The organism is Paraburkholderia sp. CNPSo 3281 (assembly GCF_024206515.1).
In the GTDB taxonomy this organism is placed as follows: domain Bacteria; phylum Pseudomonadota; class Gammaproteobacteria; order Burkholderiales; family Burkholderiaceae; genus Paraburkholderia; species Paraburkholderia nodosa.
Genome location: NZ_JAMBPS010000084.1, coordinates 1 through 21,192 on the forward strand (window position 1 = coordinate 1; position 21,192 = coordinate 21,192).

At 57.3% G+C, this 21,192-nt stretch carries 22 protein-coding genes and 5 pseudogenes; 19 read left to right on the forward strand and 8 right to left on the reverse strand.

Annotated features, from left to right (window positions below; all coding sequences use genetic code 11):
* Nucleotides 1–112 precede the first annotated feature (112 nt).
* The 3 genes from M3I56_RS37695 to M3I56_RS37705 all read left to right on the forward strand — a co-directional run bounded on the left by M3I56_RS37695 (nt 113) and on the right by M3I56_RS37705 (nt 2,253).
* Complete coding sequence (locus tag M3I56_RS37695) at nt 113–496, forward strand: hypothetical protein (RefSeq protein WP_254358292.1); 384 nt, start codon at nt 113–115, stop codon at nt 494–496.
* Nucleotides 497–739: 243 nt separating this feature from the next.
* Nucleotides 740–1,876 carry a porin gene (locus M3I56_RS37700; RefSeq protein WP_254358293.1) on the forward strand — a complete coding sequence of 379 codons (1,137 nt, stop codon included), beginning with the start codon at nt 740–742 and terminating at the stop codon, nt 1,874–1,876.
* 80 nt (nt 1,877–1,956) lie between these two features.
* Entirely contained in the window at nt 1,957–2,253 is a 297-nt protein-coding gene (locus M3I56_RS37705) for a hypothetical protein (RefSeq protein ID WP_254358294.1), read from the forward strand.
* Between the two features lie 105 nt (nt 2,254–2,358).
* Here the strand turns inward: M3I56_RS37705 and M3I56_RS37710 are convergent, their stop codons facing one another.
* Together M3I56_RS37710 and M3I56_RS37715 are read right to left on the reverse strand one after the other, a co-directional pair.
* Nucleotides 2,359–2,571, reverse strand: coding sequence for a hypothetical protein (locus M3I56_RS37710; RefSeq protein WP_254358295.1), 213 nt, complete (start codon nt 2,569–2,571; stop codon nt 2,359–2,361).
* 130 nt (nt 2,572–2,701) lie between these two features.
* A complete protein-coding gene (locus M3I56_RS37715) occupies nt 2,702–3,433 on the reverse strand; it encodes a FadR/GntR family transcriptional regulator (RefSeq protein ID WP_254358296.1) in 732 nt (243 codons plus the stop codon).
* A gap of 136 nt (nt 3,434–3,569) precedes the next feature.
* On the opposite strand from M3I56_RS37715, the gene M3I56_RS37720 reads away from it, so the two are divergent.
* The 6 genes and pseudogenes from M3I56_RS37720 to M3I56_RS37745 form a co-directional block, all read left to right on the forward strand.
* Nucleotides 3,570–4,274 carry a gamma-glutamyl-gamma-aminobutyrate hydrolase family protein gene (locus M3I56_RS37720; RefSeq protein WP_254358297.1) on the forward strand — a complete coding sequence of 235 codons (705 nt, stop codon included), beginning with the start codon at nt 3,570–3,572 and terminating at the stop codon, nt 4,272–4,274.
* Between the two features lie 10 nt (nt 4,275–4,284).
* Nucleotides 4,285–5,154, forward strand: a complete 870-nt coding sequence (locus M3I56_RS37725; protein ID WP_254358298.1) for an ABC transporter substrate-binding protein — start codon at nt 4,285–4,287, stop codon at nt 5,152–5,154.
* A complete protein-coding gene (locus M3I56_RS37730) occupies nt 5,151–6,260 on the forward strand; it encodes an amino acid ABC transporter permease (protein ID WP_254358299.1) in 1,110 nt (369 codons plus the stop codon). Before M3I56_RS37725 ends, M3I56_RS37730 begins: the two co-directional genes overlap by 4 nt.
* Before the next feature lie 2 nt (nt 6,261–6,262).
* Entirely contained in the window at nt 6,263–7,006 is a 744-nt protein-coding gene (locus M3I56_RS37735; RefSeq protein ID WP_254358300.1) for an amino acid ABC transporter ATP-binding protein, read from the forward strand.
* A gap of 389 nt (nt 7,007–7,395) precedes the next feature.
* Nucleotides 7,396–8,460 (forward strand): porin, encoded by a 1,065-nt coding sequence (locus M3I56_RS37740; protein ID WP_254358301.1) that lies wholly within the window; start codon nt 7,396–7,398, stop codon nt 8,458–8,460.
* 397 nt (nt 8,461–8,857) lie between these two features.
* Nucleotides 8,858–9,752: pseudogene (locus tag M3I56_RS37745) on the forward strand (cation:proton antiporter); the annotation flags it as partial.
* Between the two features lie 186 nt (nt 9,753–9,938).
* Here the strand turns inward: M3I56_RS37745 and M3I56_RS41250 are convergent.
* Nucleotides 9,939–10,115: pseudogene (locus M3I56_RS41250) on the reverse strand (chorismate-binding protein); the annotation flags it as partial.
* Nucleotides 10,116–10,172: 57 nt separating this feature from the next.
* Between M3I56_RS41250 and M3I56_RS37755 the strand changes: the two are divergent.
* A complete protein-coding gene (locus M3I56_RS37755; RefSeq protein ID WP_254358303.1) occupies nt 10,173–11,234 on the forward strand; it encodes an IS630 family transposase in 1,062 nt (353 codons plus the stop codon).
* Here M3I56_RS37755 and M3I56_RS37760 read toward each other — a convergent pair.
* Both M3I56_RS37760 and M3I56_RS37765 read right to left on the reverse strand, forming a co-directional pair.
* Nucleotides 11,179–11,613, reverse strand: coding sequence for a helix-turn-helix domain-containing protein (locus M3I56_RS37760; protein ID WP_254358304.1), 435 nt, complete (start codon nt 11,611–11,613; stop codon nt 11,179–11,181). The genes M3I56_RS37755 and M3I56_RS37760 overlap by 56 nt on opposite strands.
* 179 nt (nt 11,614–11,792) lie before the next feature.
* Nucleotides 11,793–12,125 carry a DUF5372 family protein gene (locus M3I56_RS37765; RefSeq protein WP_309249213.1) on the reverse strand — a complete coding sequence of 111 codons (333 nt, stop codon included), beginning with the start codon at nt 12,123–12,125 and terminating at the stop codon, nt 11,793–11,795.
* Between M3I56_RS37765 and M3I56_RS37770 the strand changes: the two are divergent.
* A pseudogene (locus M3I56_RS37770) lies at nt 12,110–12,301 on the forward strand (integrase core domain-containing protein); the annotation flags it as partial. The gene M3I56_RS37765 and the pseudogene M3I56_RS37770 overlap by 16 nt on opposite strands.
* A 168-nt stretch (nt 12,302–12,469) precedes the next feature.
* Here the strand turns inward: M3I56_RS37770 and M3I56_RS37775 are convergent.
* From M3I56_RS37775 to hpaR, 3 genes are read right to left on the reverse strand one after another with little or no spacing between them, the layout of a single operon-like run.
* On the reverse strand, nt 12,470–13,402 hold the full coding sequence (locus M3I56_RS37775; RefSeq protein ID WP_254358313.1) for an electron transfer flavoprotein subunit alpha/FixB family protein: 933 nt from the start codon (nt 13,400–13,402) through the stop codon (nt 12,470–12,472).
* A 25-nt stretch (nt 13,403–13,427) separates the two neighbouring features.
* Nucleotides 13,428–14,177, reverse strand: coding sequence for an electron transfer flavoprotein subunit beta/FixA family protein (locus M3I56_RS37780; protein ID WP_254358305.1), 750 nt, complete (start codon nt 14,175–14,177; stop codon nt 13,428–13,430).
* A gap of 7 nt (nt 14,178–14,184) precedes the next feature.
* Nucleotides 14,185–14,784, reverse strand: coding sequence for a homoprotocatechuate degradation operon regulator HpaR (hpaR, locus tag M3I56_RS37785; protein ID WP_309249214.1), 600 nt, complete (start codon nt 14,782–14,784; stop codon nt 14,185–14,187).
* A gap of 26 nt (nt 14,785–14,810) precedes the next feature.
* Here hpaR and M3I56_RS37790 point away from each other — a divergent pair, with 26 nt between their 5' ends.
* The 8 genes and pseudogenes from M3I56_RS37790 to M3I56_RS37825 form a co-directional block, all read left to right on the forward strand.
* Complete coding sequence (locus M3I56_RS37790; RefSeq protein ID WP_254358306.1) at nt 14,811–15,575, forward strand: fumarylacetoacetate hydrolase family protein; 765 nt, start codon at nt 14,811–14,813, stop codon at nt 15,573–15,575.
* Nucleotides 15,575–16,333: a fumarylacetoacetate hydrolase family protein gene (locus M3I56_RS37795; protein ID WP_254358307.1), complete on the forward strand. Its 759-nt coding sequence runs from the start codon at nt 15,575–15,577 to the stop codon at nt 16,331–16,333. Before M3I56_RS37790 ends, M3I56_RS37795 begins: the two co-directional genes overlap by 1 nt.
* A gap of 15 nt (nt 16,334–16,348) precedes the next feature.
* Nucleotides 16,349–17,806 carry a 5-carboxymethyl-2-hydroxymuconate semialdehyde dehydrogenase gene (gene hpaE / locus M3I56_RS37800; RefSeq protein ID WP_254358308.1) on the forward strand — a complete coding sequence of 486 codons (1,458 nt, stop codon included), beginning with the start codon at nt 16,349–16,351 and terminating at the stop codon, nt 17,804–17,806.
* 27 nt (nt 17,807–17,833) lie between these two features.
* Nucleotides 17,834–18,697 carry a 3,4-dihydroxyphenylacetate 2,3-dioxygenase gene (hpaD, locus tag M3I56_RS37805; RefSeq protein ID WP_254358309.1) on the forward strand — a complete coding sequence of 288 codons (864 nt, stop codon included), beginning with the start codon at nt 17,834–17,836 and terminating at the stop codon, nt 18,695–18,697.
* Nucleotides 18,698–18,710: 13 nt separating this feature from the next.
* Nucleotides 18,711–19,110 (forward strand): annotated as a pseudogene (locus tag M3I56_RS37810) (5-carboxymethyl-2-hydroxymuconate Delta-isomerase).
* Between the two features lie 12 nt (nt 19,111–19,122).
* Complete coding sequence (gene hpaH / locus M3I56_RS37815) at nt 19,123–19,926, forward strand: 2-oxo-hept-4-ene-1,7-dioate hydratase (RefSeq protein ID WP_254358310.1); 804 nt, start codon at nt 19,123–19,125, stop codon at nt 19,924–19,926.
* 7 nt (nt 19,927–19,933) lie between these two features.
* Entirely contained in the window at nt 19,934–20,740 is an 807-nt protein-coding gene (gene hpaI, locus M3I56_RS37820) for a 4-hydroxy-2-oxoheptanedioate aldolase (RefSeq protein WP_254358311.1), read from the forward strand.
* 258 nt (nt 20,741–20,998) lie between these two features.
* A pseudogene (locus M3I56_RS37825) lies at nt 20,999–21,192 on the forward strand (IS256 family transposase); the annotation flags it as partial.

A 21,192-nucleotide genomic window follows, 5' to 3' on the forward strand; every position in this document is an offset into this window, starting at 1 on the left:
GAATCCCCGTGGCGCATGCGCACGAGAACCTGCCGATATTGATGCATCTCGATTCTCCGTCGGCCCATCGCAGCCTCCCTTGGGGGATCACGCCCCACAAGTTAAGCCTGCAATGAGCATCACGATCGAGATGCTCGGTTCCTTCCCTGGCTCCTATATGCCGGAAACGAAGTGGCTCCTTTATGCCGAAAACGCCCCGGTTCCTTTATGCCGGAAGCTCGATGGCTCCTATATGGCGGAAGATGACATATGGTGGGGACCGCTCCCGGTCACCCTGCTTGAATTGTTCCCGACGCGTGTGCGTTTTAGTTGCTCGGCCATCGGAGTCAACGTCGCTTACGCAGTCTTTGGTGGCACCGCTCCGCTTCTGGGCACCTCTCTCGTGCAGGTGACTGGCAGCAATCTAGCTCCCGCAGTGTACGCAGTAGTGGTGATGCTGATCAGCCTGAATATCGTCAGTTTCATGTCGGAAACGTACAGAAAGCCTTTGTTATAGACGAACGAACATGGGTAGCGCTGAAGCGAAGCATTGCAGGAAGGGGGCGTAAAGCAAATTACTGTCGATCCGGCAATACAACCCCGTGGTCCGTGTAAAGGCTTCTGCTCAAAAAATCAGATTTTAAATTTGCATGACTAACAATTCTGTGTCTTTGCTGAGGATTTCAGTTGTTGCGGGCGAAAGCTTTCCTCCAGCACTTCGCATCAGAAACGAGACAAAAAATATGGTTTGGAGGATAAAATGGGAACATTGAAACAAAGCGTTTTCGCGGTCTCTTTATCTCTGTTGTCCCCGCTCGTGCTCGCACAGAGCTCTGTAACACTCTACGGTATCGTCGAGGACGGAATCACATACGTCAACAATAGCGGTGGCAAGGGAGGCGTGGTGGCCCTGACGTCGTCAATCGCTCAAGGAAATCGCTGGGGGCTGCAGGGTGCTGAAGATTTGGGAGGCGGATGGAAGACCATCTTCAAACTTGAGAACGGTTTCAATCCGAACAATGGAAAGTTGGGAAATGGTGGGCTTTTATTTGGACGAACTGCATACGTTGGGTTGACTTCAGACAGGTTTGGCACTCTGACGGTCGGCCGACAATATGACGCCGTTCCCGATTTTTACGCCTTAACAACAATGAACGGGAACTGGGGTGCGTACTTCTCGCACGTCAACGACATCGATAATTCCGACAGCACATATCGCATTAACAATTCCCTGAAATACGCTACGCCAACTCTGGGCGGCCTTCAGTTCGAAGCCCTTTATGCTCTTGGGGGAGTCCCAGGTTCCATTGCAGCCAATAGCACGGTATCCGCGGGGCTTCGATACTCCAGTGGTCCGCTGTACGTAGCTGCTGTATACACATCTTCGAAGCAGCCCGCGACTCAGTTTCCTGACGGCAACTGGGTTGCAAATGAAGCTCACCCTAGCATCAACGGCGCCTTCGGATATGTCGGGCATCCTGCCAGCATGCAAGTCGCTGGTGTAGGCGGGACTTATCAAATCGGCGCAGCAAGGCTGGGTATTTCGTACGATAATGTTCGATTCGCGTCAGCGAACGGTACGAACAGTTCGTCCATATTCAACAACTACGAGGTGTGGGGTCAGTATTACATTACCCCGTCCGTCGCCTTGGCTGGTGGGTATACCTTTACGACCGTAGCTGCAGCTAACGATAGCGATGGCGGTCATCCCAAATACCATCAGTTCAACATTATTGCCGACTGGTTTCTGTCGAAGCGAACTGACCTGCAACTTCTCGCAGTGCTCCAAACAACTTCGGGAGGCGCCTTCGCAGATATCTACAACGGCTATCCGGCCACGCAGTCCAGTACAAATCGCCAGATCCTTACCCGGCTCGGTATAAGACACAAGTTCTAAATTTCTACGGAGTAACTGCTCACGCAAATGCGCTGAACGCTGAACAGTTACTCCGGCCTTCGGGCGGTCGCTCGGCTGAGATGGCTACCAAGGAATCCTCGACCGCCTTGACGGTACGCGCGAAGTCAGCCCAACCGGCAAGCACAAGCCTGGTGATGCACGAGGCCGACACGCGGACGCACGGCACGACGCGCGAGGTGCCGGTCAAACGTTTCGACGATGTCGAACAGGCGCCGTTGCAGCCGCTTCCCGATGTGCCGCTAGAGCTGGCAACCTGGACGCGCGTGAAGGTCCATCCCGACGACCATGTGCAGTTCCAGCGCGCCGACTATTCCGTGGATTTGCCCCTACATCCCCGGACACCGCCTCACACTTGAGTTGATGAATCGGTCCTGCGCCTGAATTCGCGTGGCGAGCGATACTTCAGGGCGCTATGAGGGTGTCCGCCAGACCGCGCCAGGAACGCGTAGCACGGTGGCCGATCACATGCCGCCCGCCGCACAGGCCTGGCAACTGCACGACACCCAATGGTGTCTGAGAGGGCGCAGCGTGTCGGGCCGTCCTGCCACTCGCTGGTTCACGCACTCTTCGGCGATCAGGTTCTCATCAAGCTGCGTGTCGTACAGGGCGTGCTGCGCTCCGCCCAGCAGGTCGGCGCGTCGCGCCTGGAAGCGGCCTGCCGTCGCGCGAATCATTTCGGCACGCCAAGCTACAAAGCCGTCAAGCTGATCCTGCAGAAAGGCCTTGATCAGATGTGGCTGTCGACCAAACCTGTTGAATCGGGCGCGACCACCTACACACACGGCGGCCGCTTCTGCCGCGACGCTATCTCGGCCCAGCTGTCAGCTCTGTTGCCAGCCAATCGAACGATGACTCGACGTGTGCGATCAGTTCCCGGCGCGCCCCGGCTGCGTCCCTCTTCACGATAGCGTCGACGATTGGTTCGTGACGCATCGCAAGCGTTTCCTTAACGAGAGGAGGATCCCGCGTCAACCGAATCACGGTATTCAACTGCTCCTGAATCTGGATTTCCTGTCGGAGCAGGTGCGGAGACTTCGACGCGTCCGCTATAAGCGTATGGAGGCGGGCATCAGCCATGCGCCTCGCCGGGAGATCCGCCGTATGTTCGGCAAACTCGTTGGCGGCCGCCCGAATTGCGGCGAAGTCTGACTCGGTCCCGCGTTCCGCCGCAAAAAAGCAGGCTTCGCCCGAAATCGCGCGGCGCCAGTCAATCAGGCTTCGCAACTCCCCGAGTGACATAGTGCGCGCCTTCGCTGCGTTCAGCAGCCGCTCCCCAATGTCCATGGGGACAGACGTTCCGCCGAATCGTCCACGGGTCGTTACGAGCAAACCGAGGTCTCGGAGCGATGCAAGAGCATTGCGAAGGGTCATTGGTGCAACGCCCAGGGCACGCGCCAACTCGTCCTCACGTGGCAGTTTTTCCCCCGCCTTCAGTTCTCCCGTCGTGATCGCCTCCGACAGCCGCCTCGCGATCGCTTCAGGCGCACTCTGCCCACTGATTGGGGTAAGCCCGGAGCCGAAAAAGTTATTTTCCATAAACGATAGATGTTAGAGTTTTAACTCGTTACCAATACCCATCAGCATCATGATACAGAGAAATTCCTCCGAAGTAGCGCCCCGCCGAAACGTCCTGGTCTCGTACGTTCTGGATCCGCGGTGCACGCCGCCGGCATTGGACAGATCGATCCGGTCGTTAAGCGAACGCATAATTAATCAACTCTCAGCGGTCGGCATTAACGGCGTGCTCGTCAATGCCGCCACCGAAAATCGCCCCGATGTCGACTTTGCCGAGAAATGCGATGGGATCCTTCTCCTAGGCGGAAGCGACGTAGACCCGGCGAAATATGGCCAGGAGGTTGACGCGCAGGCTGGAGTTTATGGATTGATTCCTGACGCGGACGACTTCGAAATCGCGCTCGTGCGCAAATCCATAGGATTGGGTCTGCCCCTCCTTGGAATCTGCCGCGGGATGCAGGTGCTCAACGTCGCTCTCGGCGGTACGCTCTTGCAAGACATCGGCCTAGGCACAATGCACAACCTTCCGGGTTTCAATGCCGAAATGGTCAGCCATCCCGTTCGTCTTGCCGCCAACACAAAACTCTCATCAATATACGAGACAGAGGAGATCGTCATTCGCTCCGGTCACCACCAGGCAGTGCGCACGGTTGGAACCGGACTTCACGTTTGCGCGACTGCCTCAGACGGCACCGTCGAAGCAATCGAACTAGCCGGAGAAAGCTGGACAGTCGGCGTTCAGTGGCATCCAGAAGATCACTACGCGAACGCCGCACACTTTTTCGCTCTGTTTCAAGCATTCGCAGACCAGTGCGAGCGTTACGCAAAGACCAAAAATACTGTGCAGTCGGTCAGTAATTAAGGAGAAAAAGATGAAAATGCTTCGCACGCGCTCGTGCATTTTTCTGGCTTCCGCTGCGGTTCTCGTAGCTGGATCGACGCTCGCACGCGCGGCGGACCCGCGCGAAGGTTTCAGCTTCGGTTCGTGCACTTTGACGGGCAAACCAAACACTATTTCGCTTACCACGCTCGAGAAGGACACGCTGACAGTCGCAACGCCCCTTCCGAATCCTGGCTGGTGGAACGGCACGTCGCCATCGTCAATCAGCAGCGGATTCGAATACTGTCTTGCTGCTGACATCGCATATCGCGCGGGCCTCCATCACCTGAAGATCGTTAATATGGCGTGGGACCAGTACATTTCAGGCACGAGCACCGGATACGACATTGCTCTTGGGAGCACAACTATCACTCCCGCCCGGCAAAAAGTATTCAACTTTTCAAGACCGTATTTTTCTGCCGGGCTTGGAGTGGCAACGCTCCCTTCCAACAACATCTCTGAAGGCAACGTCAAGGCCAAACGGATTGCAGTGCTTCAAGGAAATGTGGGCGCAGACTGGGTGACCCACATCCTGAAGCCTCAATCGGTCCTGGTGTACCAAAGTTCACCTGACATGTTTACTGCTCTTATGGCGCACCAGATCGACGCTGTAGTGACTGACACGACGCTAGCTCTGACTCAAGCAAAGATGTCCAACGGTAACATCCGCGTCGTGGGGCAATACAACGTGGATCAAGGCTACGGCATTATCACCGCCAAAACGTCAGTCAACACACAAGCAATTGACAAAGCTGTAGCGGAACTTGCTGCCGACGGCACATTGAAACAACTGTCCAAAACTTATCTTCAACCAATGTTTGGCGTCAGCCCTGATTCAGTCCCTGTGTGGAGTTTGAAATGACCACCGTAACGTCCCCACTGACTCAATCGGTCGACTCGACGGGTCTCAGTCCGGCCCCGCATAGCCGAGCATGGGCAACTATTTCACTGGTCTCCGCACTGGCCGTGCTGGCAGCAGTCGTCTCTTTAGGCGGAGCAGCAGTCAACCACTCAGGCGGAGATGAGGCCGTTCACTGGATTGGGATTGGACTTAATACGGCTGGAGTCATTGCTTGCGCCGTAGTCCTTTGGTACGCAGGACGCGCCCTTCGGGCGTCTCTGAGAAGCAGTGGCGAAGCAAGCCGAGGCGATACGCTCGCATCCCGAGCCAGCGCTGAGATCGCACGCCAAGACGCATTCATTTCTTTCGGCCTTCTGTTCGCGGTGGCAATCAGCGTCGCTCTTGTTCTGTTGGTCACTATGAACAATGCGAGCATCCAGAAGACATTCCTGCGTTGGGATCTGATGAAGGAGAGTGGTCTAGATGTTATGAAGGCTTTCGGGCTCAACATCTGGCTGGCTGTCGTATCGGAGTGCTTTGTCCTTGTCTTCGGACTCGTCCTTGCCGTCGCGCGAATGATCCCAGGCCGTGCGGGACAGCCAGTACGCTTGATGGCGATTGCATATATCGACATTATGCGAGCCGTTCCGGCCATTATCGTGGTCTATCTTGTCGGATTCGGCCTTCCTATCGCCAAAATACCGGTCCTCAGCGATCTGCCACCTGAATGGTTCGCGATCATCGCCTTAACGCTGACATATAGTGCCTACATGGCGGAAGTGTATCGCTCTGGCATTGAATCGATTCACCCCTCCCAATGGTCAGCCACACGGTCGCTCGGTTTCTCCTACGGCCAAACCTTGCGCTTCGTGATTCTTCCTCAAGCGGTGCGTCGCGTTATTCCCCCGTTACTGAGTGCATTTATCGGTTTGCAGAAGGACACGTCGCTCGTGAATATTATTGGCACGATGGATGCCTTCAATCAGGCGAAATTCTATGCATCTTCGAGCTTTAATCTTTCTTCCGTTACGGTCGTTGCAATCTTTTTCGTGATTTTCACCATCCCTCAAGCACGCTTCGTGGACTGGATGCTCGCACGTGGCAACACCTTCCGAGAAAAGAGGTAATCATGTCGTTCATCGAACTTGTTGACTTGAAGAAGAGCTACGGTCAGCACGAGGTATTGAAGGGAATCAGCCTGAATGTGAAGAAGCATCAGGTGGTGACACTCATCGGTCCTTCTGGCTGCGGGAAATCGACCCTGCTTCGTTGTCTAAACGCGCTGGAAATCATTGATGGCGGACAGATCAAAATTGCCGGAGACGTGGTTTCCGGCCCTGGCGTCAACGTCAATCTTTTACGAAGAAAGGTCGGGATGGTCTTCCAGTCGTTCAATCTGTTCCCCAACATGACCGTCATCGAGAACATCGCTCTCGGACCGCTCAAACTTTTAGGTATGCATCGCGAAGAAGCTGTAGCTGATGCGCACGCATTGTTGAAAAGGGTCAATCTCGACCATCGAGCCAATTATTATCCCGACCAATTATCAGGCGGCCAACAGCAACGCGTTGCAATCGTTAGGGCAATCGCTATGAAGCCTGAAGCGGTACTGCTCGACGAAATAACATCGGCTTTGGATCCTGAGCTTGTCGCCGAGGTCTTGAACATTGTGCGCGACCTCGCACAAGATGGTATGACGATGATGTTAGCGACCCATGAGATGCACTTCGCGAAAGAAGTTTCCGATCTGGTCGTCTTTCTCGAGCAGGGGCGCCTTCTTGAACAAGGACCACCGGAGCAAATATTTGGCAACCCCATTGAGTCTCGAACGCGGGAATTCCTAAAACAGATCGTCGAGGCCGGACGGCTCTAGCACTCAAGTCGACACTCATGCGTTGCCCATAGCAAGGCCTGATCTTCCTCGCTATGGCTTTGCGTAACCGGTGTCCGCTCTAATACGACAAAGGCGACCATTCCCGATCTTGTGAGATAAGTCCCTGTTCCAGTCCGTTGGCATCAGTGTGCCACTCTGAAGCGTCAGCACGGGCAGACCGCAATTCGACTTAAGCAAGAGTAATCGTCGATTTCACAACATGCATCTTAACTCCGTCATCAGTTAGTTCTACATATGACTTAAGAATGCCACTTTTTCGCATTATTGGCATAGTCGTATGAGCTACCGGCGCTGCTGAAACGCGCCGCCGTTTTACATCTCCTGCCCTTTTAACCACTACATATCCCCTAAAAAACATAGGCATTAATATGCGATTTAGCTCACATCTTATTTCGGTCGCGTCGATCGCCTGTTTGAGTTCAGTGGCGCATGCGCAATCCAGCGTAACGCTATACGGCCTAGCCGACGTGAGCCTGGTGTGGGCGAATCACGCGAACCCGGAAGGACAAAACTCGTTTCAAATGTCGAACGGCGCGATCAACCACAGTCGTTGGGGATTGACCGGGAACGAAGACCTTGGCGGCGGACTGAGCGCATTCTTTAAGCTTGAGAGCGGCTTTAACACACAAGACGGCACGCTGGCTTCGCCCGGCGTACTGTTTGACCGCTATGCGTTTGTCGGACTGAAGAGCAATTACGGCACTTTATCGTTGGGCAAACAAAACACAATCTTCTACAACACCTTTCTGCCCTTAGATCCGCTCACTGTTGGCGATTATTACAATACCTCGTGGTGGTACGGCACCGATCAGATCCGTCGTCCCAGCTCTATCAACTATAGTGCGGATTTTGGACCCGTCCATCTTGCTTTGGCGTATGGCGTCGGCGGAGTCCCAGGCAGCATCGCAACCGGCTCTCAGATTGGTGCGGCCGTCACTTTCACCCAAGGCGAATTTTCCGCAAGCACTGTATACCAGCAGACGAAGAACGCCACAGGGTCTGGTTTGCAGCGTATCTTTGGTGTCGCTGGGTCGTATGCCTTCGGTCCGGCAACACTCTATGCCGGCTATCAAAACAATCATGACGGGGCCGGAATTGGGAACTCTCAGTTGAACATCGCCGGCGCACCGCTCGGAAACTCAAACATCGCCCGAAAGGATCAAGGGTTCTTCGCCGGTGTCTCGTATCAGCTGACACCGGCCGTGCTACTTCGCGAGGCATATTACTACCTCAACATGCACGATACTATGAACTCACCCGGCAATGATGGCGTTCGTTGGACAGTCGTCTCGGAAGCCGAATATTCATTTTCTAAGAGAACAAGTGTGTACGGTCAGGTCGACTACAACCACACGAAGGGTGCGGCCAATATCCAGCTTCCAGGAGCAAACAATCAGACGGAAGTCGCCATCGGCCTGCGTCATTGGTTCTGACTATAACGAACCCCTATCGAAGTAAAGGCAACGAACTACGGTCGTTGCCTCGCGCGATGTCTAAAGCGTCAACAACTGAGTTCGAGAATCGGCAAGCCGGTGACCCCCGATGGGCAGTTCAAACTCCTCTATATGAACGGCCCCTTTTTCACCAGCTTTCTGATGTTTGACGGAGAAGGATAGGTTGCAGCTCTATATGCGAGCTTGTTGCAGCCATATCTCCGCTGCGGGTCCCTATGAAATCCGCTGACTCGTGCCTCATTCCACCTAAGAGCTCGGAGCTCGTTGGAATTTCCAGGTGTAGTGTCAAACGCAATCTCAAGTTGATACAGCGGCGCGTAGCGCACAAAGGCCGCATCGCAGCCGTTGTCTGCAAACTGGTCCCAATAGCGCACGGAAGGAGTTCCGCGACGGGCTCGGCACATTCGTCGCTGGTGCTCGTCGGGGTCACCTTTACAACGGTGGCCGTCGCGCTCACCGTACACGTGGTCAATCCCACGCGGCCTTGGGCCGCCCGCTTCACGCTCGGCGCGAGCGCGTCGCAACCCGACGCGGTCGCCGCTAAAGCGATTCTGCAGCGCTATCCGCTGCCCGCGCGCCTCGTCGCCGTGCTCGAGGGGGAAAGCCTCGTTAATGACGCTTCGGGCCTGCTGCAGTATCAAATGGCGGTTTCGGCGGCGCTCGCAGCCACCATCACGTTCGCGAGCGGGACGGGCCTGTTCGTCGAGTTGATCCTCATCGGCATCATCGTCGGCCTGCTGTGTGGCCACGTCATGTGCTGGGCCCTGCCGCGCCTGCGCGAGCCGATGCTGGGCATCGTCGTCACCTGCGTGATGGCGTGGGCGAGCTACGGCATCGCGGAAGCCGTGGGCGGCTCGGGCGTGCTGTCGGTCGTGACGTTCGGGCTCGTGCTGGGCATCCGACAGCGCCGTGTGTTCAGCGCCGACCTGCGCATCAAGGCGAAAGCGACCTGGAAAGCGGTCGTGTTTGTCCTCGACGCGCTGGTGTTCATCTTGATCGGCCTCGTGCTGCACGAGATCCTCGCGCGCGTGAATCACGAAAGCGCCGCGGTGATGGCCGGCTTGCGAGTCGCGCTGCCGACAACGGCGGCCGCTATTGTCGCGCGGCTGGTCTGGGTGCTCGCTGCGGTCTGGTTGCCAAGCCGTTTGCGCGCGCGCCGTTCGGGCGGCGAGGCATGGTCGTTCGCCGAAGCGATCGTCATGGGTTGGGCGGGCATGCGCGGCGTGGTCAGCCTGGCGGCGGTCATCGCGTTGCCGGAGAATTTTCCGGGGCCGGGTAATCCTACTTTTGGTGCGGAAAATGGCGCCACGTGGTCGTCGAGCCGCCCGCAGCAAAGCTTTGCTGGCTGTCGTGTTTAGCACGATGGAGGCGCCTTGCACGTCATTGATTAGTCGAGGTTTTTTGAACTGAACCGCCAGAGTTCGCACGAGAAGTACGATTACCCCATCTTCTTCTTTGTCCAGATATCGCGGCGCCGCTCCTTTCATTGGCCGACTAGTTAAAGCACTTGCACGTCTCTCGAGGAAGAGCTCTGCAGAAAACGAAATCACCACCGATTCTCCATCGTCGATGTATGCGGCATGGGAAACCGGATGTTGGCCTAATAGCCGCCGAAAGAGTGCCTCTGGGTCACCTTCAACTCTGACGTCTAGTCCACTGCGTCATTGAAAAAGCACCTAATTTGGTATTCAATGAAACGTATGGAAAAGATGAACTTGACGGCGCTTGAGCGCAAACAGTTGCTTTCGGCGGCTCGTAGCCAAACGGTGCGCGCAGCGGACACGCGGCGTGCGCGGTTGATCCTGATGCTTGACGACGGCGAAACACGTGAGGCGATCATGCAGCGGCTGCGCTGTGACTCCCGCTTCATTAGCCGTTGGTCGAGCCGGTTTCTGGCCGAGCGGTTGGCAGGCCTGTACGCGCGCAATCCCGGACGAGCCCCGGTGCATCCGCCCGAAAAGCTGGAGGCGCGGGTTCTGAATCTCACGCTCAAGCACCGGCCTGCTGACGGCTCGACGCAATGGAGCAGCTATAAGCTTGCTGCGGCTCTAGGCGATGTGGGCGCTTCGACGGTCCAGCGCATCTGGCGCAAGCACGGCGTGCGGCCCCATCGGCTCGATACGCACATGGTCTCAAATGATCCTGACTTCGAGACCAAGGCGGCAGACGTGATCGGTCTGTATCTGAACCCGCCCGCGCACGCGGTGGTGTTCTGCGTAGACGAGAAGACGGCAATTCAGGCCCTGGATCGCAAAGACCGGATGCTGCCGCTGTCGCCCGGGCGCGCCGAGAGCCACGGCTTCGAATACAAGCGCAACGGCACGCTGAGCCTGTTCGCGGCGCTCAATACGGCAACCGGGGAACTCATCGGCAAGACGGCGCCGCGCCATACCAGCGAGCAGTTCGTGGCCTTCCTCACCGACGTTATTACCAGCCAGCGGCCCAAACAAGAGATCCATGTGATCTGCGACAACGTTAGCAGCCACAAGACCCCGCGCGTGCAAGAGTTCCTGCGGCAACACAAAAACGTGCGGCTGCATTACACGCCGACCTATACCTCCTGGCTAAATCAGGTGGAGAACTGGTTCTCGCGCATCCAGCGCGACGTGATTGCGCGAGGCATCTTCACTACGGTAAAGGATTTGGAGCGCAAGCTGATGCGCTATATCCGCGAGCACAACAAGAATCCCACGCCGATCAAATGGAAGCACGACGATCCATCGCGGCGAATTCGTCCGGTGCCATTTCAATGACGCGGTGGACTAGTGCCCGGGCGTGAAGCGCACCGTCGTCTTCGAGATGTCGTTCGACGAACGCCATCACCTCGAAGTTGAGCTTGTGCGCCCCCTTGGGCCCACGCTGCTTCGGCACGAGTCCTGCCAGACCATCGCGAGCAAACGCGGCCTCTGCCTGATAGAAGGTCGGCCGGGAGACGCCGAACAGCGCTGCAGCGTCGGCCTTCGATGCGCCGTCGACGCTGACGTGACGCAGCATCTCGTACTTGACCTGAATCAGGTCGCGGGCGTCGAAGAATTCGCTCGACTGGAACCAAGGCGCCAGCACCCTCTCTGGATGCGGATTCAGTACGCCGAGGCGTTTGAGGCGTTCCAGCTTCGGGTCGGGCTTGGTCAAGATCGGGGCGCCGGCGCAGGGATGAGTGTAATTTAAAATATGCCGCATATCCGCGGATGTCAAGGCTGGTCGACAATTGAACCACTGATATGCGCACCGATAAATTGCATATCTGCCTGCGACGATCGCACCAACAAGAAACAAAAGCGGCAAAATTTAGCTTACATGTGCGGCTTAATTTACCTGACACGATCCAGGACCTCCAGCCTTAGCTCGTCGATCAACGCACGCAGCCTACGAAGGTCATCGACCCGGAAGGCAGAGCGGCCCGCCGCAGCCTGTGCGAAAAGGTCTGGCCCATCGACGTCGGTCCATGAGGCCAATATGGAGACCAGTTGGCCACGTTCGTCGTAGAACATGACGCGGTCCTCTCCCCAGTTAATGCGCCGGGTAGCCAGCTGGACGTGGGTGCCGCGCCGTGGGTGAAAGGGATGGGTGATCTCGACCGTTACGGTCGCGCATCCGTCGTCACGACAAGCAGTTGCTGACTTACGATAATGGCATGGCGGAATCGTTCGTGAAGACGATGAAACATAATTACGTCGCCTTTATGGACAAGCCCGATGCACCAACGGCGCTCTCGCGTCTGGCTATCGCGTTTGAACACTACAATGAGCGCCACCCGCATAAAGCCCTGAAATACCGCTCGCCGCGCGAGTTCAGGCGCGCTGCGGTGCCATCAACCTAACGGTGTCCGCGTGTCCTGAGTTACAGGGGCAACTCCAGTTACATGCAACTCGCATAGACTCATACACCCACCTCTCCACGTCAAAACCTCTAAGTTCCTCTGATCGCGGGGAAAGGGCCGCTTTATCTCGCGATAATTCAATGGCGCTTTACGTGCCGAACGATGCAATCAGATCGATTTCGTAAGTTCGGGAACCGCTTGAAACAGATCTTGGACTAGGCCGTAGTCAGCGATGCTGAAGATTGGAGCCTCTGGGTCCTTGTTGATCGCAACGATGACCTTGCTGTCCTTCATGCCCGCGAGGTGCTGAATTGCACCTGAAATACCGACCGCTATGTACAACTCCGGCGCGACGATTTTCCCGGTTTGTCCCACCTGGTAGTCGTTCGGCACGTAGCCCGCGTCCACGGCTGCGCGCGAGGCGCCGAGTGCGGCGTTGAGCTTGTCCGCGAGCGGCTCGAGCACCTTCGTGTAGTTCTCGCCGCTGCCGAGACCCCGGCCGCCCGAGACGATGATCTTCGCGCTCGTGAGTTCCGGACGGTCGAGCTTCGTGACTTCACGGCCGACGAACTGCGTGAGGCCGCTGTCCGCTGCCGCTTGGAGCTTCTCGACTGCTGCGCTGCCGCCAACGGCCGCAACTGCATCGAACCCCGTCGTACGCACGGTGATGACCTTGATCGGATCAACCGATTGCACCGTCGCGATGGCATTGCCCGCGTAGATCGGACGCTCGAACGTGTCCGGCGAATCCACAGCCGTGATCTCGCTGATCTGCGCGACGTCGAGCTTCGCGGCAATACGCGGCGTGACGTTCTTGCCTGCTGCCGTTGCCGGCGCCAGGATGTGCGAGTAGTTCTTGGCAATGCCCAGAACCGTCGCTTCGACGTTTTCCGCAAGACCCTGCTCGAGTTGCGGCGCGTCGGCCAGCAGCACCTTTGCAACGCCTGCGATCTTCGCGGCTGCGTCCGCTGCAGCCTGTGCGTTGTGGCCCGCGACCAGCACGTGCACGTCGCCACCAATCTTTTGTGCTGCAGCGACCGTGTTCAGCGTCGCGGCCTTGATCGACTGATTGTCGTGTTCGGCTATAACCAGATTCACCAGATTCGTCATTTTCGTCTGCTCCCCTTTACAGCACCTTGGCTTCGGTCTTCAGCTTCTCAACCAGCGTCTTCACGTCCGGCACCCTCACTCCTGCCGAACGCTTCGGCGGCTCGGCAACCTTCAGCGTCTTCAGACGCGGCGTGACGTCCACACCGAGGTCTTCAGGCTTGACCGTTTCCAGCGGCTTCTTCTTCGCCTTCATGATGTTCGGCAGCGTGACGTAGCGCGGCTCGTTCAGGCGCAGGTCCGTCGTGACGACGGCGGGCAGCTTGAGCGACAGCGTTTCCGCGCCGCCATCCACTTCGCGCGAAACGGTCGCCTTGCCGTCGGCCACGACCACCTTCGAGGCGAACGTGGCTTGCGGCAGGTTCGCCAGCGCGGCGAGCATCTGGCCGGTCTGGTTCGAATCATCGTCGATGGCCTGCTTGCCGAGGATGACCAGTTGCGGCTGTTCCTTGTCGACGAGCGCCTTCAGCAGCTTCGCGACAGCCAGCGGCTGGAGGTCTTCGTTCGACTCGATGAGGATCGCGCGATCCGCGCCGGTGGCCAGCGCCGTACGCAGCGTTTCCTGCGCTTGCGTCACGCCCGCCGAAACGGCGATGACTTCCGTCGCCACGCCCGCTTCCTTCAGACGCACCGCTTCTTCCACGGCAATTTCGTCGAACGGGTTCATCGACATCTTCACGTTGGCGATGTCGACGCCCGTGCCATCCGACTTCACACAAACCTTCACGTTGTAATCAACTACACGCTTTACCGAAACCAGAATCTTCATTGGGATCCTATTTACAGACTAAGGTCGTTGGTGACTCGGAAAATTCGTCTCCTTCGCCGTCATTTTTTCCAAGTCCATTCAGCAGATCATTGACTGCACTATAAACTCGGGCAGCCACGAGCGTGCCTGCGGTATTTTCGATTTCCAGATATCGCTCCTCAATCTCCCGAGCAATCTGCGCAATCCGCTCGACACTAGCGGGAATGAGGGAAACCAGTACACGACGCCTATCCGTCGTGAACCGATCCCTCCTGACCCAAGACGCCTCCTCCATCCTCGAGAGAACGCCCGCGAGGCTCGGATTCGATATAGCGCACATCTGCGAAATCTGCCGAGGTTCCAACGGCCCCTTCTCATAGAGGGTTCTCAGTACGCGCCACTGCTGGTCCGTAATGCCATACGAACCAATGATGGGTCGGAATCTTTGCATGAGAAGCTCCCGTGCTCTCAAAAGAAGCATGGGAAGGTTTCGATACGACATGTGGGCGCTGGGGGAAACTTTCATCACGTAACCGAGACTCCAATTCTTCGCCTGCGTACGACCGCAGGGTAAACATCGGGCATCGTGCTTGACGACGACTCGCGAATGGCCAAATAATACTAACATCTTAGTGAACAAACGCAAGGCCTCCGATGCTTTCGATAACTGATCATCTAATCCAACCTTTAGGCGACCCCATTGCGCGGAATGTCTCGGCGGCAGAGGTCGAGCGTCTTGTCAGTACGCTCCCAAAGTTTCGTATGCCTGTGTCCGGAACCGTGTATGGAACGCTCCTGAACGATCGCCTGGCTGTCGACGCGCTCGGCGATGCGGTGAACGCGCCCCCTTACAAGGCAGCGCCAAAGGCGCCGATTCTGTATGTCAAACCTGCAAACACGCTCGTTGGCCATGGCGCTGAAGTGACGATCCCTGACGAAGCTGGCGTACAGGTGGGAGGTTCGTTGGGCATCGTCATCGGTCGAACCGCATCACACGTAAGCGAGAGTCACGCCCTTGAAGTCGTGGCCGGCTATACGGTTGTCGCCGACCTTTGCGTCCCTCACGAGAGCGTTTATCGGCCGTCCGTTCGATTCCGCGCCCGCGACGGCTTCTGCGTCGCCGGGCCCGCAATCGTGAAGCGTGACTTCGTGGCACAACCCGACTCGCTCCAGATAACGACGTCGGTTGACGGCTTGGCGGCCTTCAATGCAACCACCGCGTCTTCAGTCCGGGGGGTAGCTCGCCTGATTGCCGACGTCACAGAGTTCATGACGCTCCATCCGGGCGATGTGCTGACCATGGGCGTGCCTCACGGCTCGCCAGTTTCGCTCCACGGAGGCTCGGCACGTGTGAGCATCAATGGACTCCCGACGCTGGAATTCACGCTGAGGGTATCTGCACAGAAGGGAGAAGTTTGATGAAGCGCGGTCGCGTTGCTTTCTCGGGGGCTATCCACGAGGCCTACCCGGATCCAAAGGGCGTCCGTCTCGCCGATGGACGAATTTGCATGGAAGAAGAAGTCGTCTGGCTTGCGCCGATTGAACCCAACACCATCTTTGCACTGGGTTTGAACTACGCGGAGCATGCAAAAGAACTGCAGTTTTCGAAGCAGGAAGAGCCTCTCGTGTTCCTTAAGGGACCCGGCTCTGTCATCGGTCATCGCGCGGTCACGCGACGCCCCAATGGCGTCGAGTACATGCACTACGAGTGCGAACTTGCCGTCGTTATCGGTCGCGAAGGAAAGGGGATACTTCGCGAGAACGCCATGGAATACGTAGCGGGATACACGGTCGCAAACGACTACGCTATTCGCGACTACCTCGAAAACTACTATCGCCCCAATCTCCGTGTGAAGAACCGTGACGGCGGTACTGTTCTCGGTCCGTGGTTCGTTGACGCCAAGGACGTGCCCGACGTCACGCAACTTGAACTACGCACCTACGTGAACGGTAAGGTGACGCAGCATGGCAACACCCGGGACCTCGTCACCGACATCCCAGGCCTTATCGAGTACCTAAGCAGTTTTATGACGCTCTCTCCCGGTGACGTGATCCTCACCGGTACCCCCGAAGGCATCGTCAACGTCAACGTCGGAGACGAAGTCGTCTGCGAAATTGAAGGGGTCGGCAGCCTCATCAACACCATTGCATCCGATGCGGACTTCAACCGCGCATGACCGACAGGAAAGAAAATGCGTATCGAACACCTGATTAATGGCAAGGCTGTTGGCTCTGCCGACTACTTTGAAACTGTCAATCCTGCTACCCAGGAAGTGCTCGCCGAAGTTGCGAGTGGCACAACGGTAGAGGTCAATTCTGCGGTGCAGGCGGCGAAGGATGCCTTTCCCGCCTGGGCAGCAAAGCCCGCAGCGGAACGCGCGAAGCTCGTTCGCAAGCTTGGCGAACTGATCGCGAAGAACGTGCCGGAGCTCGCGAACACGGAGACGCGTGACACCGGTCAAGTCATTTCCCAAACCGGAAAGAGTCTTGTTCCACGTTCGGCTGACAACTTCTCGTACTTCGCGGAAATGTGCGTGCGCGTTGACGGTCATACGTATCCGACCGACTCGCACCTCAATTACACCTTGTTCCATCCCGTTGGCGTCTGTGCGCTGATTTCCCCTTGGAATGTCCCGTTCATGACAGCAACGTGGAAGACGGCCCCGTGCCTCGCATTCGGGAACACCGCCGTGCTCAAAATGAGCGAGCTTTCGCCGTTGACCGCTTCGATGCTCGGCAATCTCGCGCTTGAAGCCGGCATCCCGGCCGGCGTGCTGAACATCGTTCATGGCTACGGCAAGGATACAGGTGAACCGCTCGTGGCGCACCCCGACGTGAAGGCAGTCTCCTTCACTGGCTCGACGGCGACTGGCAATCGCATTGTGCAGACAGCCGGCCTGAAGAAGTTCTCTATGGAGCTCGGCGGTAAGTCTCCGTTCGTCATCTTCGAAGACGCCGATTTCGAGCGAGCGCTTGATGCGGCGGTATTCATGATTTTCTCGAACAACGGCGAACGCTGCACCGCTGGCTCGCGAATTCTCGTCCAGAAGTCGATATACGCGAAGTTCGCTGAACGCTTTGTCGAGCGTGCGAAGAAGATTGTGGTTGGAGATCCGATGAGCGAGAGCACCGTCGTCGGGCCAATGATTAGCCAAGGACATCTGGCCAAGGTTCGTAGCTACATCGAACTCGGCACCAAGGAAGGCGCTACGCCGGCCTGCGGTGGCCTCGATGCTCCCGACCTGCCCGAAGCGCTCCGTAAAGGCAACTTCGTCACTCCCACGGTGTTTCTGGACGTCGACAACCGGATGAAAATCGCCCAAGACGAAATCTTTGGCCCGGTCGCCTGCCTGATCCCTTTCGAGAACGAAACGGACGCTATCCGAATCTCCAACGACATCGCCTATGGCCTGTCGAGCTATGTCTGGACGGAAAACACCGGACGTGCGCTGCGCGTCGCGGCGGCCGTTGAAGCCGGAATGTGCTTTGTGAATAGCCAGAACGTTCGCGACCTGCGTCAGCCGTTCGGCGGGACGAAAGCCTCTGGTGTTGGTCGCGAAGGCGGAACATGGAGCTACGAGGTCTTCCTTGAGCCGAAGAACGTCTGTGTCTCGCTCGGTTCGCACCACATCCCGCGTTGGGGCGTCTGAACTCAGACTTCCGGATCAGGAGAAAATATGGGAAAGCTGGCACTGGCAGCGAAAGTCACTCACGTACCTTCGTTGTACCTTTCTGAACTGGACGGCCCGCACAAGGGCTGTCGTCAAGCCGCTATCGACGGCCATCATGAGATCGGGCGACGTTGCCGTGAACTCGGCGTGGACACCATTGTCGTGTTCGACGTTCATTGGCTCGTCAACAGCGAATATCACATCAACTGCGCAAGCAAGTTTGAGGGCATCTATACGAGCAACGAACTGCCGCACTTCATCAACAACATGGAATATGCGTATCCGGGCAACGTCGAACTCGGAAAGCTCATCGCTGAGTCGGCAAATGAGGTAGGTATCAAAACCCGAGCGCACAGCGAGACATCCCTGGATCTCGAGTACGGCACCCTCGTCCCGATGCGCTACATGAACTCGGACCAGCATTTCAAGACCGTGTCAGTGTCCGGTTGGTGCATGTGGCATGACCTCGACACAAGCGCACGCTTCGGACTGGCTGTCCGCAAAGCCGTCGAGGAAAAGTACGACGGCACCGTTGCCATTCTGGCCAGCGGTTCCCTCAGCCATCATTTCGCTAACAATGGGACGGCAGAGAAGTTCATGCACAAAGTGTGGGATCCGTTCCTCGAACAGGTTGACCGCAGCGTCGTTGCTCTCTGGGAGAGTGGCGAATGGAAGACCTTCTGCGAAATGCTGCCGATGTACAACGAAAAGTGCTGGGGCGAAGGCGGGATGCATGACACGGCAATGCTCCTTGGCGCGCTGGGGTGGGACCGCTACGAAGGTAGGGCGGAGGTGATCACACCCTATTTCGGCAGTTCAGGTACGGGACAGATCAACGCCGTCTTGCCTGTCACCCCACTACCGGCCTAACACGGAGACCCGTATGCCGCACTTGACTTTGGAATACAGCGCGAACTTGGCCGACGCGGAAGGCATGAAGCACCTGTGCGAAGAGCTCGCGAAGATACTCATCGAACAGCGCGAAGCCGACAAGCCGGTATTCCCGATCGGTGGTGTGCGTGTGCGGGCCATCCGCTGCGACGAATACTTCGTTGCCGATGGTCAGCCGGATTTCGCGTTCGCGCACGCCAATCTCAAGATCGGCGCGGGTCGTTCCGAAGACGCGAAACGCTCCACGGGTGACGCACTCTTTCAGGTGATGACAAGCCATTTCAGCGACGAATATCAGCGACGCGGCCTCGCACTCTCCCCTGGAAATCAACGAGTTCAGCGAGGCTGGCACGTGGAAGCACAACAATCTGCACGTCCGCCTTCGCAAGTGACGCCATAACATCATGCTCGACCAAAACACCATCAAACAGTTGGCCGCCCAGCTGGACCAGGCTGAAAAAACGCGTACGCAACTACGTCACTTTTCAGCCTCCTATCCGGAAATGACCATCGAGGACGGGTACGCTATCCAGCGCGAATGGGTGAAGCTTAAGCTCGCCGAAGGCCATGTAATCAAGGGCCGAAAAATTGGCCTTACCTCGCGAGCGATGCAGCGCTCATCGCAAATCAGCGAACCAGACTATGCTCCTCTGCTCGATAGCATGTTCATCGAGAGTGGCCAGGACATTCCCGCCAGCCGATTCATTGCGCCTCGCGTCGAGGTTGAACTCGCCTTCGTTCTGAATCGCTCGCTCAAAGGGCCAAACGTCACCATATTCGATGTACTCGACGCGACGGCTTACGTCACACCTGCTATCGAGATCATCGACGCGCGAATCGAGCAGTTCGACCGGGACACGAAGGTACCCCGAAAGGTGTTCGATACGATTTCGGACTTTGCTGCCAATGCTGCCATCGTTGTGGGCGGCTGTCCGGTCCGACCGATGGACGTCGATCTGCGCTGGGTCGGCGCGCTCCTGTACAAGAACGGCGCAGTCGAAGAAAGCGGGCTCGCAGCGGCAGTGCTAAACCACCCCGCCACTGGCGTTGCCTGGCTAGCCAACAAGATCGCACCGTACGATGAAGAACTGAACGCGGGGGATGTCATTCTGAGCGGCTCATTTACGAGCCCGATTCCGGCGCGAGCAGGCGATACGTTCCATGCGGACTACGGCCAGCTTGGTGCGATTGCGTTGAATTTTATTTGAGGACACCATGGAGCTCCCGGCTAATCCGTTCAAGCGAGCGCTTGCTCGACGTGCCCAGCAGATCGGGCTGTGGGCTGCATTTGCAGACCCGTACGTCACCGAAGCACTTGCCGGCGCCGGCTATGACTGGCTGCTCATCGACAATGAGCATGCCCCGAATGACGTGAGAAGTACGCTTGCTCAACTCCAGGCAGTAGCGCCATACCACTCACATGCGGTAGTCCGACCAGTTCGCAGCGACACGGCAATCATCAAGCAGATGCTTGACATCGGCGTGCAAACGCTCCTGCTTCCAATGATAGACACGGCGGACCAGGCACGCGACGCCGTAGCTGCAACCCGGTATCCTCCACATGGCGTACGCGGAGTTGGGAGCGCGCTCGCACGGGCTTCGCGGTTTAACCGTGTTCAGGGATACCTTGAGCGCGCGGCAGACGAACTGTGCGTTCTCGTGCAGGTTGAGACTGTGTCGGGTCTTGCGAACCTCGAAGCCATTGCTGCGGTTGAAGGGGTCGATGGCGTGTTTTTTGGGCCGTCAGACCTCAGCGCGTCGATGGGCCTTCTTGGGAAAGCAGGTGCAGATGAGGTTCGCACGGCGATTCGCGACGGCATCAAAACCGTTCTGACGGTCGGCAAGGCCGCTGGAGTACTGGCACCAGATCGGGCGCTCGCAAAGGAATACCTCGAGGCTGGGGCAACATTTGTAGCGGTTGGTACCGATGTCGGCCTGCTGAATGCCGCTGCGAGCCAGTTGCTTGCTGCCTACAAAAATCCGGCCGTTGACGAGAAGCCGAAGGATCGAGGCGGATACTGACGCCCAACAATCGCCTTCCGTCGCGCGCAAGGACTGCGCGCAATCCTCGAACTAGAGCAGATAGTTACGCGGCGGGACTGTCGACGACACGCCGGCTCGACTAGAACGACGTCTGGTGCGCGGTGAGATTGATTTTGCGATCCTTCCGCAGAGCAGTGAGGACAATCCGACGCTCAGTTCGGTACCACTGGCAATGTTGGACTTGGGCCTGTCATAAATTTTGTGTGTAAGGCATAACATGTAGCTCAAGGAGCATGTATGCCACGCAAACCCAAGACGTCCGCCGAGGCCCTGACGGCGTTGCCGTCCATTCCGAAGGAACTGATCGACCAGTTCGTGAAGGGGCCGATGACGGCCGAAGCGGTGCATGCCGCCTCAGCGGCGTTCAAGAAGGCGCTGATCGAGCGGGCGCTGGGCGCCGAACTCGGACACCATCTGGGCTATCCGGCCGG

Coding starts and splice junctions, on each gene's coding strand:
- M3I56_RS37790 (WP_254358306.1), top strand. CDS start 14,811: ATGCTTTCGATAACTGATCATCTAATCCAACCTTTAGGCGACCCCATT.
- hpaE (WP_254358308.1), top strand. CDS start 16,349: ATGCGTATCGAACACCTGATTAATGGCAAGGCTGTTGGCTCTGCCGAC.
- hpaR (WP_309249214.1), bottom strand. CDS start 14,784: ATGTTAGTATTATTTGGCCATTCGCGAGTCGTCGTCAAGCACGATGCC.
- hpaI (WP_254358311.1), top strand. CDS start 19,934: ATGGAGCTCCCGGCTAATCCGTTCAAGCGAGCGCTTGCTCGACGTGCC.
- M3I56_RS37780 (WP_254358305.1), bottom strand. CDS start 14,177: ATGAAGATTCTGGTTTCGGTAAAGCGTGTAGTTGATTACAACGTGAAG.
- M3I56_RS37705 (WP_254358294.1), top strand. CDS start 1,957: ATGGCTACCAAGGAATCCTCGACCGCCTTGACGGTACGCGCGAAGTCA.
- M3I56_RS37695 (WP_254358292.1), top strand. CDS start 113: ATGAGCATCACGATCGAGATGCTCGGTTCCTTCCCTGGCTCCTATATG.
- M3I56_RS37715 (WP_254358296.1), bottom strand. CDS start 3,433: ATGGAAAATAACTTTTTCGGCTCCGGGCTTACCCCAATCAGTGGGCAG.
- hpaH (WP_254358310.1), top strand. CDS start 19,123: ATGCTCGACCAAAACACCATCAAACAGTTGGCCGCCCAGCTGGACCAG.
- M3I56_RS37795 (WP_254358307.1), top strand. CDS start 15,575: ATGAAGCGCGGTCGCGTTGCTTTCTCGGGGGCTATCCACGAGGCCTAC.
- M3I56_RS37725 (WP_254358298.1), top strand. CDS start 4,285: ATGAAAATGCTTCGCACGCGCTCGTGCATTTTTCTGGCTTCCGCTGCG.
- hpaD (WP_254358309.1), top strand. CDS start 17,834: ATGGGAAAGCTGGCACTGGCAGCGAAAGTCACTCACGTACCTTCGTTG.
- M3I56_RS37735 (WP_254358300.1), top strand. CDS start 6,263: ATGTCGTTCATCGAACTTGTTGACTTGAAGAAGAGCTACGGTCAGCAC.
- M3I56_RS37700 (WP_254358293.1), top strand. CDS start 740: ATGGGAACATTGAAACAAAGCGTTTTCGCGGTCTCTTTATCTCTGTTG.
- M3I56_RS37730 (WP_254358299.1), top strand. CDS start 5,151: ATGACCACCGTAACGTCCCCACTGACTCAATCGGTCGACTCGACGGGT.
- M3I56_RS37740 (WP_254358301.1), top strand. CDS start 7,396: ATGCGATTTAGCTCACATCTTATTTCGGTCGCGTCGATCGCCTGTTTG.
- M3I56_RS37710 (WP_254358295.1), bottom strand. CDS start 2,571: ATGATTCGCGCGACGGCAGGCCGCTTCCAGGCGCGACGCGCCGACCTG.
- M3I56_RS37755 (WP_254358303.1), top strand. CDS start 10,173: ATGAAACGTATGGAAAAGATGAACTTGACGGCGCTTGAGCGCAAACAG.